General features: G+C 67.6%; 19 protein-coding genes. 11 read left to right on the top strand and 8 right to left on the bottom strand.

Annotated features, from left to right (window positions below; all coding sequences use genetic code 11):
* Positions 1 to 25: 25 nt before the first annotated feature.
* Entirely contained in the window at positions 26 to 604 is a 579-nt protein-coding gene (locus tag BLR29_RS06370; protein ID WP_092135577.1) for a YcnI family copper-binding membrane protein, read from the bottom strand.
* 299 nt (positions 605 to 903) lie between these two features.
* Between BLR29_RS06370 and BLR29_RS06375 the strand changes: the two genes are divergently transcribed.
* Positions 904 to 1,269 carry a hypothetical protein gene (locus BLR29_RS06375; RefSeq protein ID WP_092135578.1) on the top strand — a complete coding sequence of 122 codons (366 nt, stop codon included), beginning with the start codon at positions 904 to 906 and terminating at the stop codon, positions 1,267 to 1,269.
* A 25-nt stretch (positions 1,270 to 1,294) separates the two neighbouring features.
* Here BLR29_RS06375 and BLR29_RS06380 read toward each other — a convergent pair whose 3' ends face one another.
* Together BLR29_RS06380 and BLR29_RS06385 are read right to left on the bottom strand one after the other, a co-directional pair.
* The gene (locus tag BLR29_RS06380) at positions 1,295 to 1,888 is read right to left on the bottom strand and encodes a response regulator transcription factor (protein WP_092135580.1); all 594 of its coding nucleotides are present in this window, start codon (positions 1,886 to 1,888) and stop codon (positions 1,295 to 1,297) included.
* Positions 1,888 to 3,261 (bottom strand): ATP-binding protein, encoded by a 1,374-nt coding sequence (locus tag BLR29_RS06385; protein WP_255371124.1) that lies wholly within the window; start codon positions 3,259 to 3,261, stop codon positions 1,888 to 1,890. Before BLR29_RS06385 ends, BLR29_RS06380 begins: the two co-directional genes overlap by 1 nt.
* 188 nt (positions 3,262 to 3,449) lie before the next feature.
* Here BLR29_RS06385 and BLR29_RS06390 point away from each other — a divergent pair, with 188 nt between their 5' ends.
* Positions 3,450 to 3,947 carry a copper chaperone PCu(A)C gene (locus BLR29_RS06390; protein WP_092135583.1) on the top strand — a complete coding sequence of 166 codons (498 nt, stop codon included), beginning with the start codon at positions 3,450 to 3,452 and terminating at the stop codon, positions 3,945 to 3,947.
* A gap of 38 nt (positions 3,948 to 3,985) precedes the next feature.
* Here BLR29_RS06390 and BLR29_RS06395 read toward each other — a convergent pair whose 3' ends face one another.
* The 4 genes from BLR29_RS06395 to BLR29_RS06410 all read right to left on the bottom strand — a co-directional run bounded on the left by BLR29_RS06395 (position 3,986) and on the right by BLR29_RS06410 (position 6,113).
* On the bottom strand, positions 3,986 to 4,918 hold the full coding sequence (locus tag BLR29_RS06395; protein ID WP_092135584.1) for a LysR family transcriptional regulator: 933 nt from the start codon (positions 4,916 to 4,918) through the stop codon (positions 3,986 to 3,988).
* 55 nt (positions 4,919 to 4,973) lie between these two features.
* Positions 4,974 to 5,186: a cysteine-rich CWC family protein gene (locus tag BLR29_RS06400; RefSeq protein WP_092135586.1), complete on the bottom strand. Its 213-nt coding sequence runs from the start codon at positions 5,184 to 5,186 to the stop codon at positions 4,974 to 4,976.
* On the bottom strand, positions 5,183 to 5,407 hold the full coding sequence (locus tag BLR29_RS06405; RefSeq protein ID WP_092135587.1) for a zf-HC2 domain-containing protein: 225 nt from the start codon (positions 5,405 to 5,407) through the stop codon (positions 5,183 to 5,185). Before BLR29_RS06405 ends, BLR29_RS06400 begins: the two co-directional genes overlap by 4 nt.
* 103 nt (positions 5,408 to 5,510) lie before the next feature.
* The gene (locus tag BLR29_RS06410; protein ID WP_092135589.1) at positions 5,511 to 6,113 is read right to left on the bottom strand and encodes a sigma-70 family RNA polymerase sigma factor; all 603 of its coding nucleotides are present in this window, start codon (positions 6,111 to 6,113) and stop codon (positions 5,511 to 5,513) included.
* A gap of 341 nt (positions 6,114 to 6,454) precedes the next feature.
* On the opposite strand from BLR29_RS06410, the gene argB reads away from it, so the two are divergent.
* The 7 genes from argB (at position 6,455) to BLR29_RS06445 (ending at position 13,094) form a co-directional block, all read left to right on the top strand.
* Positions 6,455 to 7,372 (top strand): acetylglutamate kinase, encoded by a 918-nt coding sequence (gene argB / locus BLR29_RS06415; RefSeq protein ID WP_092135590.1) that lies wholly within the window; start codon positions 6,455 to 6,457, stop codon positions 7,370 to 7,372.
* An 83-nt stretch (positions 7,373 to 7,455) separates the two neighbouring features.
* Positions 7,456 to 8,466: a pyrimidine 5'-nucleotidase gene (locus tag BLR29_RS06420; protein WP_092135592.1), complete on the top strand. Its 1,011-nt coding sequence runs from the start codon at positions 7,456 to 7,458 to the stop codon at positions 8,464 to 8,466.
* The gene (gene slmA, locus BLR29_RS06425; RefSeq protein ID WP_092135593.1) at positions 8,463 to 9,107 is read left to right on the top strand and encodes a nucleoid occlusion factor SlmA; all 645 of its coding nucleotides are present in this window, start codon (positions 8,463 to 8,465) and stop codon (positions 9,105 to 9,107) included. Before BLR29_RS06420 ends, slmA begins: the two co-directional genes overlap by 4 nt.
* 371 nt (positions 9,108 to 9,478) lie before the next feature.
* On the top strand, positions 9,479 to 10,651 hold the full coding sequence (locus tag BLR29_RS06430) for a homoserine O-succinyltransferase MetX (protein WP_092135595.1): 1,173 nt from the start codon (positions 9,479 to 9,481) through the stop codon (positions 10,649 to 10,651).
* Positions 10,648 to 11,259, top strand: a complete 612-nt coding sequence (gene metW / locus BLR29_RS06435; RefSeq protein WP_092135596.1) for a methionine biosynthesis protein MetW — start codon at positions 10,648 to 10,650, stop codon at positions 11,257 to 11,259. The genes BLR29_RS06430 and metW overlap by 4 nt, the downstream gene beginning before the upstream one ends.
* 47 nt (positions 11,260 to 11,306) lie before the next feature.
* Positions 11,307 to 12,152: a DMT family transporter gene (locus tag BLR29_RS06440; RefSeq protein WP_092136603.1), complete on the top strand. Its 846-nt coding sequence runs from the start codon at positions 11,307 to 11,309 to the stop codon at positions 12,150 to 12,152.
* Between the two features lie 96 nt (positions 12,153 to 12,248).
* Positions 12,249 to 13,094, top strand: coding sequence for an acyl-CoA thioesterase (locus BLR29_RS06445; protein ID WP_092135598.1), 846 nt, complete (start codon positions 12,249 to 12,251; stop codon positions 13,092 to 13,094).
* Here the strand turns inward: BLR29_RS06445 and BLR29_RS06450 are convergent, their stop codons facing one another.
* A complete protein-coding gene (locus BLR29_RS06450) occupies positions 13,095 to 14,375 on the bottom strand; it encodes a muropeptide transporter (protein WP_092136605.1) in 1,281 nt (426 codons plus the stop codon).
* A gap of 248 nt (positions 14,376 to 14,623) precedes the next feature.
* Here BLR29_RS06450 and BLR29_RS06455 point away from each other — a divergent pair, with 248 nt between their 5' ends.
* Positions 14,624 to 15,496, top strand: a complete 873-nt coding sequence (locus BLR29_RS06455; protein WP_092136607.1) for a M48 family metallopeptidase — start codon at positions 14,624 to 14,626, stop codon at positions 15,494 to 15,496.
* A gap of 151 nt (positions 15,497 to 15,647) precedes the next feature.
* Positions 15,648 to 16,115, top strand: coding sequence for an excinuclease ATPase (locus BLR29_RS06460; RefSeq protein ID WP_092135599.1), 468 nt, complete (start codon positions 15,648 to 15,650; stop codon positions 16,113 to 16,115).
* The last annotated feature ends 7 nt before the right edge of the window (positions 16,116 to 16,122 follow it).

The raw sequence follows: 16,122 nt of genomic DNA on the forward strand, positions 1-16,122 counted from the left end.
TTCAGTGCCTCGGTGCCTCAGTGCCTCAGTGCACGTGGCCGGCGTGGCCGCCCTGTGTGCCTTCGGGCGCGATCACGTCGAGCGCCGGTGCGGGCGACTTCAGTTCACGCGGGTTTTGCCCGGCGGCAGGCACCTGCGTCCACTCGCTCTTGCCGTTCTCGCATTCCTGCAGCACCGGGAAATACAGCTTGCCGCCTTGCTCCGGCAGCTTCATCAGCATCCGGAATTCATCGAAGTGCGCGTCGGCCAGCGTGCCGCCGAACCAGCGCAGCGTGCGGACGTCTTCCTCCACGGTCTTGCCGTGCGACGCGTACGGCTTGGCCAGCTTCTCGCGGCGAACCTCGACCTGCCAGCCCGCCTTCGGCTGCGGATGGGCGCCCTGCACGCCGTCCGGGATGGTGACCGTGATGGCGCGCGTCGCGCTGCCGTTGCAGCCGTGGCCCACCAGCAGCACGCCCTTGAAGTAGCTGCCGGCCGCCGCCTGCTTCTGTTCGAACACGATATGCGCCGATGCGTTGGGCGACCACGCCGCCGCCGCCAGGCAGGCAACACCGGCGAAGGTGGCGAACAGGGGAGCGAGAGCAGGGCGCAGGCGCAAGGTCATGATGGATCGGGATTCGGAAGTCGGTAAGGAAATTGAAATCGCGCGCCAGTCTAGCGTCAATCCGCCGCATGGCTGTGCGACCTGGTGCCGCAGCGCGGATATCCGGTCACATCGAGGCACGCGACGCAGCGCGGTTATCCGTGCGTATCGGCTTGGCTCTCACCGGTAAGGTTGGTAAGCATTGGTAAGCACACTGGCGCGGCACCCGGGGCGAATGAGACCCTTGCGCACCTTGTCGGTCTACTGGGACCGGGGCGGGAGCCACCGCATCCACCTCAAATACCTGCCGGGAGTCAGCCATGTCGCGCAATACCTCGCGTACCCCCTTTTTCAAACGCAACCAGGTGCGAAAGCGCCGGGTGGCGATAGCCACGGCGAGTGTCGTGGCCGGGATCACCGCCGCCACCGTGTTCCTGTGTCTGCGGCCCGCGGTAGCGCCTGCCGTCGCGGCGTCGCTGCCGATCACAACGTCGGCGAAGGCCGATCAGCCGGAGCGCCAGGCCGCGCACGACGGCGCGGCCGCCGTGGCCGCCGTGGCGATGGCATCGGGCGCAATGGTCACGCTGGTCGACCGTCACGCCAGCGATGCCGTGCGCATGGCCGATGCTTCGGACAATGCGTCCGTGGACGACCTCGGCTGGGACTACGTGCAACTGCGCCTGTAAGCGACGGCGCCTGCAAGCGAGGGTCCTAGCGCGACACCGGCCGCTTGCCCAGCTTGCGCTGCAATGTGCGCCGATGCATGTTGAGCGCCCGCGCCGTGGCCGAGATATTGCCACCGTGCTCCGTGAGCACGCGCTGGATGTGCTCCCACTCGAGCCGTGCCACGGATAGCGGCACCGGTTCCTCGAGCGCGGCTTCCGCCGCATCTTCTGAAATCCCCGCCATCAGCGCCGTCAGGATCGAATCGACATTGGCCGGCTTGGCCAGGTATTCGTCCGCCCCCTGCTTGACCGCGGCCACGGCCGTGGCGATGCTCGCATAGCCTGTCAGCACGAGGATGCGCGCGTCCGGCAACGCGGCGCGCAGCGGTGCCACCAGATGCAGGCCCGATTCGGCCGGCGCGGTGCCGCCCGATTCCGCCGGGGGCCCCAGATGGAGATCGAGCGTGACATACGCAAACGACGTACGCGCCGCCAGCGCGAGCGCCGTACTGCCGTTGTGCGCCACCTGCACCGCATAGCCGCGCCGCGTCAGCGCACGGGCCAGCGTGCCGGAGAACACCTCGTCGTCATCGATCACAAGGAAGGGGGTGGCGTCGGTAGGCGCGGAGGCGTCGGTCATCACGGTTGGAAGTCGGGTTGAGGCGCGAGCGCGCGATCGGCTGCGCGAGTCGCGCCCGGTAGTGGCAGCCGCAGTTCGGCCACGGTGCCACCGTCGGGGTGATCATGCCAGGCGAGGTTGCCGCCGAGTTGGCGTGCCGCGCTTTGCGCGAGATAGAGTCCGATGCCCTGGCCGCCATGCGCGCTGACCACGGGCGCTTCACCCAGTCGTGCGCGCAGCGCGGGCGGGATGCCGCCGCCATGATCGGTCACGCGGCAGCACAGCGACGCGCCTTCGAGCGCGATGTCCAGCCGCAGCGGCGGCCCTTGGCGCGTCGCCTGCCCCGCCGATCGCTGGCTGCGCGCGGCGTTATCGAGCAGGATGGTGAGGATCTGGCTCACGCGGGCGGTATCGGTGGGTTGCGTTGCCGCTTCCGGCGTGACGCACGATTGCAGGCTGGCCTGCGGGTGGCGCAGTTGCCAGCGTTCGACGAACGGCGCGAGCCACGCCTCGACAGGCTGCGGCGCCAGCGTCTCGTGATCCTCGCGCAGCCGCGCCAGGATCGACCGGCAGAGCTCCAGTTGCTGTTCCATCGTGCGCAGGTCCGACAGGTAGTCCGCCACCGGCGTGGTGCCGCGCCGGCCATCGGCGGCATCGGCGCGCAGCTCGCCGGCAATGACGGCCAGCGTGGCCAGCGGCGTGCCGATCTCGTGGGCCACGGCCGCAGCCTGGTCGTTCAGCGCTTCCACACGCGCTTCGCGCAGCAGCTGCTCGCGCGCCTGGTTGAGCTGCGCGTCGCGCTGGCGCAGCACGCCGGACAGGCGCGCGACGAAGAACGCGATCATCACCGCGCTGGCCATGAAGTTGAGCCACATCCCGGCCAGGTGGTAGTTCACCGCGTTGTCCGGGTTGTGCAGGTTCAGCGGGACATATTCGAGCAACAGCAGCGAGTAGCAGGCCAGCGCGTACAGCGCGAGCACGGAGACCAGCCGCCACGGCAGGATGGCGGCGGCAATCGCCAGCCCCGGCAGGTAGAACGACACAAACGGGTTGGTGGCGCCCCCGGTGTAGAACAGGATCGCGGACAGGGCGGTCAGGTCCACCATCATCTGGCCCATCAGCTCGGCGTCCGTGGGCACGGTATTGCGTGTGGCGTGCCACCGCAACCGCGCCACCGTGAGCAGATTGAACATCGTCTGCAACACGAACAGGAACAGTAGCGGCTTGTAGGGCAGGATGATGCCGGCGATGGATTCGCACGACACCAGCAACGTCGCCTGCCCGGCCAGCAGCGCCCAGCGCAGCCAGCACAGGCGGCGCAGGCTGACCAGGCTGTGGCGCTGAGGCGCCGTGCCGGGAAAGCTGGCGGGGGCGGAGTGGTGGACAGTGGACATGGCGACGGTGGCTTCCATGCCGCGAGTGTAGCAATGCCGCCGCACCGACCCCACGCGTGCGACACCGTGCCGCATTCTGGCGCGCGGCGGGCGCTGCCAGACTACGCGGTTGCGCCGTCCCGGGCCTCGCCCTGGCCGGCATGGTCTAATGACCGCACTTTTCTAGCAGACTCGTGGAGACCTCCAAGATGCAAGCCAACTTCCGCGCGGCCCGCGCCGCCACGATCGTCACCCTGGCCCTGGGCGGCCTGCTGGGCAGCGCGCATGCCATGGCGCAGGTGGACGTCAGCAACGCCTGGGTACGTGGCACCGTGCCGGCGCAGACCGCCTCCGGCGCGTTCATGACCCTTCATGCGCACGACACGGCAAAGCTGGTCGGCGTGTCCTCGCCGGTGGCCACGGCCGAACTGCATGAGATGAAGATGGAAAACAACGTGATGCGGATGCGTCAGGTTCCGTCGCTGGACCTGCCGAAGATGCAGAACGTGGAACTCAAGCCGGGCGGCTACCACGTGATGCTGATGGGCCTGAAGTCCCAGCTCAAGGCCGGGGACACGGTGCCCATCACGTTGAAGATCGAGCAGAACGGCAAGGTGATCGAGCAGCAGGTCAAGGCCGAGGTCCGCGACCTGACCGCCGCCGCGCCGGCGGCTGCATCCGGCGCTCACGGCGATCACAAGCACTGATCACCAGATCACGGCGCGCGGCGACAGCGCGCGCACGGTCAGCCGCGCAGGCTGATGGCCTCCTCGGTCTCCGGCGCGGCGGCGGCCTGCAGCATCCGCTCGCGCAGCCAGGTGTGGCCGGGATCGGCCTCGGCCCGCTCGGGCCAGATCATGCTGTAGGTGAAGCCGGGAATCGCGAACGGCGCCTCGAATATCGCCAGGCGCGGATCGGCCAGCGCCTGCAGGCTGCGCCGCGCGGCGGTCAGCACCATGTTCGTCCCCACGATCAGCCCGGGCGCCACGCTCCAGTGCGGGACCGTGCAGGCAATCTTGCGCCGGCCGCCCAGGCGGGCCACGGTGGCGTCCACCACCTCGCCGCGCTCGCTGGCCGCCGTCACCAGCACGTGGGACCGCGCCAGGTAGGCCACATGGTCAAGCCGGCCGGTGTCGCGTACCGTCGCGGCGTCCACGGCACAGGCAAAGTCATCGTCGAACAGGATGTCCGTGCGCACGCCATCGGGCTGGTAGCTGAAGGCACCGAGCGCGATGTCGATTTCCCCGTCCGCCACCTGCGCGGTCATGGTCTCGCGGCTGGCCTGCGTGACCACCAGGTCGATATTGGGCGCGGCCTTGCGAACGGCGCGCAGCAGCCGCGGCAGCACCACCAGCGTGCCGTAGTCCGACATCGCCAGCTTGAACGTGCGTCGCGCGGTGGACGGCTGGAAGCCCGTGGGGCCCAGCAGGATGCGCACCTGCGCCAGCGCCTCCGCCAGCGGGCTGGCCAGTTCGTGGGCGCGTGGCGTCAGCACCAGGCCACCCTGGCCGCGCACCAGCACGGGATCGTCGAGGAGTTGTCGCAGCCGTGCCAGCGAATGGCTGACGGCTGGCTGGCTCAGCTGCAGCCGCAGTGCGGCGCGCGAGATGTGGCGTTCGGCCAGCAGTGCTTCCAGCACCACCAGCAAATTGAGGTCGATTCCGCGTAGATCATTCATGTGACGAATGTTAAACCGGATGACTTCGGTTTTGTCATTCGTCGTGCGGAATTTTTCAGGAGGCGCCCGCGTCCTGCCGCTGTTTCAGGCAGTTCGGGCAGAGACAGTGTTGCCCCGCCACGATCTGGCGGGCGGGCAACAAGGGCTGGCTGGCGCACCAGCATTCCGGCAGCCCCGCCACATAACCGCACACGAACGAGGCGCCGCAGCGGCTGCAATGTTCGACGGGGCGAAGCTGGCCCGTCTGGATCGTCGACGGATCGGTCATGGCTGGTCGGGGCCGCCCTCGTCCTGCCCCAGCCGGCGCATCGCCTCGCGCATTGTCCGCATCTGACCGCTGAAATTGGTGCAGGCCTCGCAGATGGCCAGATGGCTGCGCACGCGCAATCGCTCGATCCACGACAGCGGACGGTCCATGCCCTTCATGGTCAGGTGATGTACCTCTTCGCAGTTCGGCATGAAGCGGCGGGAAGGACGGGGCTCGGACATGGGCTGTGGGCAGGTGCGTTTTGGTGTTGGGGCGGGTTGGCTCGGGTCGATGCTGTCGGGCCTGTGCCTTTCGGCGGAATTTCGGCGGCGTTTCAGTGGCGTTTCAGCGGGCCACGGGCTTTGTGGCGTCACCGCCACGCTGCCCGAACCAGTTCACCTCCAGGCATTCGCGCAGTCGCATGCGGGCGCGGTACAGCATGACCCAGGCATTGGTCGCGCTGATCTGCAGATCCTGACAGATTTCTTCCGTCTCCAGTTCCAGCCATTCCCGCATCATGAAAATCCGGCCGGCCTTGGGTGGCAAGCGGTCGACGCAAACCTGCAGGATCTCGAAGAATTCACGTCGCTCGAATGTGCTGTGCGGATCGCCCCAGTCGGATGGCGGGTGCTGGTAGTGGCCGTTGCGCGCAAACAGCGCGTCGAAGGCATCCTGCTCGGACTGCGACTCGCCGTCGTCGTCGGCGGTGAGCGTCAGCCGCACCTCGCGCTTGCCGCTGCGCAGGATATCGATGATCTTGTGCTTGAGAATGCCGACCAGATAGGTGCGTAGCGTCGACTGGCCTGCAAAGCGCTCCGGATGCTCCAGCGCGGCCAGCAGCGTCTCGGAAACCGTGTCCTCGGCCAGCGCCTCGTCGCGCAGCTGCAGGTGGGCAAAACGCAGCAGGTAGGGCCGCACGGTCTGGAGTTCAGCGGGATCGAGGCTCATGTCGTGAGGCCCTTCGGGTCTTGTGGTCCGGGGCGGGCTTTGCGAACGATCGTTGTGCCGCGCAAACTGCCACTTACTGCGGCAATCACTGTGGCGCGATATGGACACACGTACGGCGCGATCGGAGTCCAGATGACATCGCCAGCCCGCTTCCCTCGCGCGCCCTGCGGTTTCTTGTAAAATCGGCGCCTGCCGTGGCCGGTTGGCGCACATTCGGGAGATCCCCCCAGGGCGCCTTTGCTCCCGACGGTTCCCGGCGCAACACCGGCCTCGCCCGTCAACGCCTGCCAGGCGGACGGATTCGCCATGATACCTGTTGAATCACACGGATGTCCCTAGCCATGAACGCCGACACCCCCGGGCCTGCCACCACCTCGGTAGCGGCCATCGCCCCCGCCCTCAAGGCCGAGATCCTCGCCGAAGCGCTTCCCTATATCCGCAAGTTCCACGGCAAGACCATCGTGGTCAAGTACGGCGGCAATGCGATGACGGAAGAAAAGCTCAAGCACGGCTTTGCGCGCGACGTGATCCTGCTGAAGCTGGTCGGCATGAACCCGGTGGTCGTGCACGGTGGCGGCCCGCAGATCGATGAAGCCCTGAAGAAGGTCGGCAAGGTCGGCACGTTCATCCAGGGCATGCGCGTCACGGACGAAGAGACCATGGAAGTGGTCGAGTGGGTGCTCGGCGGCGAAGTCCAGCAGGACATCGTCATGCTGATCAACCAGTACGGCGGCCAGGCCGTGGGCCTGACCGGCAAGGATGGCGGCCTGATCCGCGCCAAGCGCCTGCAGATGCCCGACCGCGAAAACCCGGGCGCCTTCATCGACATCGGCTATGTGGGCGACATCGAGGCGATCAACCCGGCCGTCGTCAAGGCGCTGCAGGACGATGCCTTCATCCCGGTGATCTCGCCGATCGGTTTCTCGGACGATGGCCAGGCCTACAACATCAACGCGGACGTGGTCGCCGGCAAGATGGCCGAGATCCTGAAGGCCGAGAAGCTGGTCATGATGACCAACATCCCGGGCGTGATGGACAAGAAGGGCAACCTGCTGACCGACCTGTCCGCCCGCGAGATCGAGGAACTGTTTGCCGACGGCACCATTTCCGGCGGCATGCTGCCGAAGATCTCGTCGGCACTGGACGCCGCCAAGAGCGGCGTCAACTCGGTCCACATCGTCGACGGCCGCATCGAGCATTCGTTGCTGCTGGAAATCCTGACCGAGCAGGCCTTCGGCACGATGATCCGCTCGCACTGAGCGGACTAGCGCGGGGCGGCGCCGGATGCTTCGGCCCGCCGCTCCGCCGGTCACTTCCCCCATTGAATTCCCCAGCAGCCGGCGTGTTTCTCCGACAACCTACCTCGCGCCGCGGTCTTCGCGCGCGCCCATCGGGGCAACGGCCCCGGCATCCGCTGGTGAGGCGTCCCGCCGGCGATACGTCGGGCGATACGGTCTGGCTGTTCGATCTCGACAACACGCTGCACGACGCCTCGCACGCGATCTTCCCGGCCATCAACCGGCTGATGACCGCCTACGTGGCGCGCGTGATCGGCAGCGACGACGCCACGGCCAGCCGCGTCCGCGTGGACTACTGGCAGCGCTACGGCGCCACGCTGCTCGGCATGATCCGGCACCACGATGTCGATCCGGCGGACTTCCTGCGCGCGGCGCATGACTTCCCCGAACTGGCCGACATGGTGCGCGTGCGCCGTGGCCTGGTGGCGGCGCTGCGCCGGCTGCCCGGGCGCAAGATCCTGGTCACCAACGCGCCGCGACAGTACGCGCGGTCCGTGATGGCCATCGCCGGCATCGACCGGTGTTTCGAACGCGTGGTCGCCATCGAGGATATGTGGGTGCATGGCCACCTGCGGCCCAAGCCGGACCGCCGCATGCTGCGGCGCCTGCTGGCACGCACCGGGGTGGCGCCACACCGCGCGGTGCTGGTGGAAGACACGCTGTCGCATCTGAAGCACTATGCGGGCACGGGCATCCGCACCGCCTGGGTGACGGGGTACCTCCGCACGCTGGCGCCGTCACGGCCGCACGCGGCGCCGGCTCCGGTCGATGCCGCCGTGCCCGGCGCCACCGGAGACGCGGCGATGCGCTCGACGCTGGCTGCCGAGGATCGCCAGGGCGTGGGTCATGCGGCACAGGAGCACTCGGTCACGCTAGTGGCGGCGGAAAGCCAGGACCCGCCGGCAGCCGGTGGCGGCGCGAAGCTGGCGCCGCAATCGCAGCCCGACCAGGCCCCGCGCGTACGGGCGCGCGTGGTGAATCGCCCGGGCTATGTGGACATAAAAGTACAATCGATGCATCAACTCCTACGACGAATGCGGAGAATCGGGTCATGACGCAAACCATCGCACGCCAGCCAGAGGCGCCAACGGGCGCCCTCGAGCCGGACGTCCCTGCGCGCAAACGCCCCCGTCCGGGCGAGCGCCGCATCCAGATCCTGCAGACACTGGCAGGCATGCTGGAGCATCCCCGCGGGGAAAAAATCACCACGGCGGCGCTGGCCGCCCGGCTGTCGGTCTCGGAAGCCGCGCTGTACCGGCACTTCGCCAGCAAGGCGCAGATGTTCGAGGGCCTGATCGGCTTTATCGAGCAAACCGTTTTCGGCCTGATCAACCAGATCACCACGCAGGAAGAGCACGGCCTGCGCCAGGCGCAGGCCATCGTGCGCATGCTGTTGTCGTTTGCCGAGAAGAACCCCGGCATGACGCGCGTGCTGACCGGCGAGGCGCTGGTGGGCGAGCACGAGCGCTTGCAGGAACGCATCAACCAGATGGTGGACCGCATCGAGGCGTCGCTGCGGCAGTGCCTGAAGGTGGCGGTCACGCAGGCGGCATTTCCGCCCGATGTCGATATTCCGGTGCGCGTGACGCTGATCACGGCGACGGTCCAGGGGCATTGGCACCGGTATGTGAAGAGCGGTTTCCGCAAGGCGCCGAGCGAAACCATCGACACCCAGCTGCGCGTCCTGCTGGGCTGAATGCCGCCGCACCACGTACACCAGCCGGGCCTCAGGGCCCGGTTGTCGTTTCTGCCCGCTTCCACCGCACGCGTGCCTTATCCGGCAGGGCGAGCATCGTATGCGATACGCATCGCGCGGATTGCTCTATAATCTGCGCGTCGCGCCGATTTGATGACTGGCTTGCGGGCGCGCGGCAGCCGGAGGGACCCTGGGTCCGCACCGACTGCCAATATAAATGCGGCTAAAGAGGTTGGGTCGGTGCCTCGCGGATCAGGGTCCACGGATAGCGCCGACACGCGGGAAACCGCGCAAGCCCGACTTGGCTGCGATGCAACACACGCACTGCCAGTCGGGTTTTTTTATGCCTGTTTGCTGACGGGCCCCGTTCCATGACCGATGTCGCTCCTCCCGCTGCCGTGTTCGATGTGCCGACCGATTCCGTCGGCGTCGTCACGCCCCAGCGCATGCATTTCGCCGATCCGCTGAAGCTGCGCAATGGCAGCCAGATCGCCGGCTATGACCTGATGGTCGAAACCTACGGCACGCTCAACGCCGCGCGCTCCAATGCCGTGCTGGTGTGCCACGCGCTCAACGCCTCGCACCATGTGGCGGGCATCGCCGCCGACAATCCGCGCGATGTCGGCTGGTGGGACAACATGGTCGGGCCCGGCAAGCCGCTCGATACCAACCGCTTCTTTGTCATCGGCGTCAACAACCTCGGCTCGTGCTTCGGCTCGACCGGCCCGATGAGCACCAACCCGGCCACGGGCGAGCCGTACGGCGCGCTGTTCCCGGTGGTGACCGTCGAAGACTGGGTCAACGCGCAGGCGCGCGTGGCCGACGCCTTTGGCATCGCACAGTTCGCCGCGGTGATGGGCGGCAGCCTTGGGGGCATGCAGGCGCTGGCCTGGAGCCTGATGTACCCGGACCGCCTGCGCCACTGCATCGTGGTGGCCTCCACGCCGAAGCTGTCGGCGCAGAACATCGCCTTCAACGAGGTGGCACGCAGCGCCATCCTCTCCGACCCCGATTTTCACGGCGGCAATTACTACGCGCGCAACGTCAAGCCCAAGCGCGGGCTGCGCGTGGCGCGGATGATCGGCCATATCACCTACCTGTCGGACGAGGACATGGCCGAGAAATTCGGCCGGTCGCTGAAGAGCGAGGACATCCGCTTCTCGTTCGACGTCGAATTCCAGGTGGAGAGCTACCTGCGTTACCAGGGCGACAAGTTTGCCGAGTACTTCGACGCCAACACGTACTTGCTGATCACGCGGGCGCTGGATTACTTCGATCCGGCGCTGGCCTATGGTGGCGACCTGACCCGCGCGATGTCGCACACCCAGGCCAGCTTCCTGGTGGCGAGCTTCACCACGGACTGGCGCTTTGCCCCCAACCGCAGCCGCGAGCTGGTGAAGGCGCTGCTGGACAACAAGCGCCCGGTCTCCTACGCCGAGATCGATGCCCCGCACGGCCATGACGCCTTCCTGCTGGAAGATCCGCGATACCACAACCTGATGCGCGCCTACTACGACCGCATTGCCGAGGAGATCGGCGCATGAATGCCTCCGCCAATCCCAACATCCTGGCGCTGCGTCCGGACTTTCGCGCGATCGCGCGCTGGATCGAACCCAATTCCACCGTGCTGGATGCCGGCTGCGGCGACGGCAGCCTGCTGCGCGTGCTGCAGGACGAACTGGACGTCCAGGCGTACGGCATCGAGATCCGCGACGAAGAGGTGCTGGCCTGCGCCCAGAAGGGCGTGCACGTGATCCAGCAAAACCTGGAGGGCGGGCTCGCGCTGTTCGAGGACCAGAGCTTCGATACCGTGATCCTGTCGCAGACGCTGCAGACCATCCACAACACGGCGCAGGTGCTGCGCGACACGCTGCGCGTCGGCCGCGAGTGCATCGTCTCGTTCCCGAACTTTGGCTACTGGCCGCACCGCCTGTCGGTGTTCCGGGGCCGCATGCCGGTGTCCGAGTCGCTGCCATACCAGTGGTACAACACCCCCAACGTGCGCGTGCTGACGATCAGTGACTTCGAGGCGCTGGCCCCCAAGGTCGGCCTGCGCGTGCTGGACCGCGTGGTCATGCACGAGGGCGTGACGGTGAACTGGGGCGTCAACTGGCGCGGCAGCCTGGCCGTCTACCGGGTTTGCGCGGCGTGAGCGGAACCCCCGGCCAGGCGGCGCCGCGGACCGGCGGCACGTGGCGCATGATTGCCGCGATGGCGCTCTCGGGCACCATCGGCTGGTTTGTGGTGACGAGCGGGCAATCGCCCCTGGACGTGGTGTTCTTCCGCTGTGTGTTCGGTGCGCTGGCACTGCTCGGCATGCTGACGCTGCGACGCGGCTGGGTGCGGCTGAGCCGGCGCCAGGCGGGCTGGCTGGCGTTCGGCGGCGTGACGCTGATCCTGAACTGGCTTTGCCTGTTCTCGGCGTACCACTACAGCGGCATTTCCGTGTCGACGGTGGTCTATCACACGCAACCGTTCTTCCTGCTGATCCTGGGTACGCTGTTCCAGCGCGAACCGTTTCCGCTGGGCCGCCTGCCGTGGCTGTTGCTGGCCTTTGGCGGCGTGGTGCTGATCACCGGCCTCGAGCACGGCGCCGTGGGCGGCATGCTGGCCGGCATCGGGCTGGCGCTGTCGGCGGCGCTGCTGTACGCGCTGACGACGCTGGCCACGCGCAAGCTCAAGGAGATCTCGCCGGGGCAGATTGCGGGGCTGCAGATGGTGATCGGCATCGTCATGCTGGCGCCGCTGGCGCATCCCGCCGTCGGCACGTACGACGCGAAGACCTGGGGCGCGTTGCTGGCGCTGGGCTTCATCCACACCGGCTTCATGTACACGCTGCTCTACGGCGCCTTCCAGCGGCTGACGATGGTGTCCATCGCCACGCTGTCGTTCGTCTACCCGCTGGTGGCAATCGTCATCGACGTGATTGTCTTCGACCTGCGGCTGTCGCCCCTGCAGATTGCCGGCATGGTGCTGGTGCTCCTGGGCGTGATTGCCAACCAACTGGGCTGGACGCTGCCGATCGGGCGCCGCGCACGCGGCTGACCGGTCTGCCTGGCGGGACGGGAATTCCGCCGGCTTGACGCCGGGGCAGGGCAGGCATACCGTACGTCAGTTACCGAACGATCGTACTTTTTTGCCATGACCCAAGCTGCCCTCGCAACCGCCATCGTGGCGGATACGCTACATCCGCTGGACGATGCCCTGACGCTGGAGCCCGCCGGCCCGCACCGCTTTCTGGGCCGCACGAGCCAGGCCTACTGGAACATGATCGGCCCGTTTGGCGGCGTCACGGCGGCCACGCTGCTGCAGGCCGCGCTGCAACACCCGGAGCGGCTGGGCGATCCGAGCGCGCTGACCGTCAACTTCGCCGGACCGATCGCCGAGGGGCCCTTCGAGATCGAGGCACGGCCTTCCCGTACCAACCGTTCGACCCAGCACTGGCACCTGGAACTGCGCCAGAACGGCGAGGTGACGACCACTGGCAGTGCCGTGTTCGCGGTGCGTCGCGCAACATGGGGGACGGGCGAGGCGGTGATGCCCGATGTGCCGCCGGCCGAGACCTTGCCTGGCATGGGCGGCTTTGCACCCGTGCGTTGGCTGGGCAGCTACGACATGCGCGCGGTGCGTGGCGCCAAGCCCTCCGCATCGCCGGGCACCGAGCATCCGGACAGCCTGACGCAGTTCTGGCTCCGCGACGAGCCGGCCCGCACGCCCGACTACGCGGCCGTGGCCGCCTGGTGCGACGCGTTCTACCCCCGGATCTTCCTCAAGCGTGCGGGCTTCGTGCCGGCCGGCACGGTGTCCCTGACCACCTATTTCCATGCCGATGCGGCCACGCTGGCCGGGCTGGGCGACAGCCACGTGCTCGGCAGCGCGCGGGCGCAGGTGTTCCGTCAGGGATTTTTCGACCAGAGCGCGCAGATCTGGAGTGCCAGCGGCGAGCTGCTGGCCACGTCACACCAGATCGTCTACTACAAGGAATAATCAGGCCGGGCGCGCGACGGCCGCCTCGGCCGGCTCCCGCGCCTGCGCCTCGTAGCGGTGGACGGTGTCACGCATCGCCCACAGCAGCGCCACGCCGGGCACGGCGGCGAGGACCGTGCCAAGGTAGAACGGCGCCCAGCCCCAGGCTTCGACCATGTAGCCGGACGTCGGGCCCACATACACGCGGCCGATCGACGCCAGGGCGGACAGCAACGCGTATTGCGTGGCGGAGAACGAGCGATTACACAGCGTCATCAGCAGCGCCACGAAGGCCGCCGTGCCCATGCCGCCGCAGATGTTCTCGATGGCAATCGTCGCGCCCATCGACCACAGGTGCGGTGGCGTGACGGACAGGATCCAGTAGCCCAGGTTCGACACCCCCTGCAGGATGCCGAACAGCATCAGGGACCGATACAGCCCCAGGCGCACCATCAGCGACCCGCCGAACAGCGCGCCGATGATGGTGGCGGCCAGCCCGAGCGTCTTGTTGACGATGCCGACCTCGCCCGGGTCGAAGCCGAGCCCGCGGATCAGGAACGTGGTCGACAGGCTGCCCGCGAAGGCATCGCCCAGCTTGTAGAGCACGATCAGCAGCAACAGCCACCAGGCGCCCTGGCGACCAAAGAAGTCGCGCAGCGGGCCGACCACCGCCTCTTCCAGCGATCGCGGCGCCCGCGCCGGCGCGTCGGGTTCGGGGGCCCAGAGCAGCGTGACCAGCCCGACCGCCATCAGGGCGGCCATCAGCAGGTACATCTGCGGCCACCCCAGCACGCGATCGGCCAGGTACAAGGCCAGCCCGCCCGATACCAGCATTGCCAGGCGGTAGCCCAGCACCTTGACCGCCGCTCCGGCGCCGCGCTCGGCGGGGCGCAGCACGTCGGTGCTGTAGGCATCGAACACAATGTCCTGGGACGCCGACAGGAAGGCGACCAGCGTGGCCAGCGCGGCCAGCGCCCAGAGCGCCTCCCGCGGCGGACAGAACGCCATGGCGGCGATGCTGGCCACCAGCCCGAGCTGCGTCACCAGCAGCCAGCCGCGCCGGCGGCCGAGCAGCGGCGGCGTGAAGCGGTCCATCAGCGGCGCCCACAGGAACTTGAAGATATAGGCCTGCCCGACCAGCGAGAAGAAGCCGATGGTCTTGATGTCGAGGCCCTCGACGGTCATCCAGGCCTGCAGCGTGCCCGAAGTGAGTGCCAGCGGCAGCCCGGACGCAAAGCCCAGCGTCAGCATGGCGCCGATGCGGCGGTTGCGGAAGATGTCGAGATAGTCGCGAAAATTCATGGATGGCGGTGCGATGAGGCGGATGCCGCGGCCGTGCGGTGGCACGCGGGACGGGGAATGCCCGACGTCGCCGTTGCACGGGTGCCGTGTATTATTGCATCACCGTTTGCGCCGCCCCGAACTCTTCGTTACCGAGCCCTGTCGTGCCCCTGATCGCGTCCGAGGAATCGCCCGCATTCCCCCACCGGTATCGCCTGCCCGCCGCATGGCTGGTCTGCGCGGCGGCGGCCTGTCTTGGCCTGCCGGCCATGGCGCAGGAGGTGGCCCTGGTCGCCGCGCCGGACGACGGCGTGCGCGTGGAGCGCCGCTATTCCAAGGTGCGCGAGATCGTGCCGATGGAGGTCATCGACCAGCAGGCCGCCCGGGAATATGAGCAGCTCAAGCAGGAGGCCATTGCCAAGCATGCGCTGGCCGGCGACGACAACCCGCAGGTGCAGCGCCTGCGCGAGATCGGCATCCGGCTGTTGCCGGAGACCGTCCTGTGGAATCCGCGCGCCGGCCGCTGGGCGTGGGAAATCAATCTGATCGGGTCGAAGCAGGTCAACGCGTTCTGCATGCCCGGCGGCAAGATGGCCATTTACACGGGCCTGCTGGACCAGCTCAAGCTCACCGACGACGAAGTGGCCATGGTCATGGGCCACGAGATCGCCCATGCGCTGGAGGAGCACGCGCGCCAACGCGCGGCCCAGTCGGAAATCTCCAATCTCGGGGCCAATGTGGTGTCGCAACTGACCGGGTTCGGCAACCTCGGCAACACCGACATTGGCAACAATGCCCGGCTGGTGACCCTGCGGTTCTCGCGGCTGGAGGAAACCGAGGCGGACCTGATCGGCATGGATATCGCCGCGCGGGCCGGCTACGATCCGCGTGCGGCCATCACCTTGTGGCAGAAGATGGGGACCGTGCTGCAGGCGGGGGACGAGTTCACCTCCACCCACCCTTCCGGGCGCAGCCGCATCGCCGTGCTGGAGGCGCATATGGCCGAGGTCATGCCGCTCTATGCCAAGGCCATGAGCATGCCGATGGAGAAGCTCGCGCCCTACAAGCCCAACATGGCCAATCTCGGGGGCGCGCCCGTCGACGCCGGCGACGAAGACCGCCAGCGGCCACTAAAAAAGTAAAGACGGCCATCCGGTCCGGTTATCGACCTATCCTGTAGGATGAAAAAGTGGTGCTTGCGTCCCGGTTGGGCGGGGCGCGCCAGCGCGCGTCCAAGCCGCGTTCAGGCCGCATTCATCCAGGCATTGCATCGCCTGATCAGGGAGAACCGAGATGAAGACAGTATTGCGTTGCGGCCTGGTGGCGGCCGCCCTGCTGGCCAGCGGCGCTGTCAGCGCCGCCGATGAATTGCTGACGATGCCGATCGACAAGGCGCTGGCCTCGCCGGACGCCAAGTCCCGCATCAATCCCAACGTGAAGCTGCTGTTCGGTTTCAACAGGCTCGACGGGGCGACGGACCCCAAACCGTTCAAGACCGTCAAGCGGGTGCGCCGTCCGGTCAGCCAGGTGCCCGACAGCGCGATGCCGACCGATGCCGACCTGTGTGCCACGGTCTTCGTGCAGGCCGTGCAGGAGTTGCAGCAGCGCGCCAGCCAGGAGGGTAGCAACGCGGTGGTCGAGATCCACAGCAACTGGAAGAATGACGAAACCGCCAGCGACGCGACCTACGTCTGCGCCAAGGGGTCCGCATATATCGGCGTGGCGCTAAAGGCCACGGTGGTGAAGGCCTCGGGCGGCTGATCGCCGC

The sequence above is a fragment of the Cupriavidus sp. YR651 genome (genome assembly GCF_900101625.1).
Lineage (GTDB): Bacteria > Pseudomonadota > Gammaproteobacteria > Burkholderiales > Burkholderiaceae > Cupriavidus.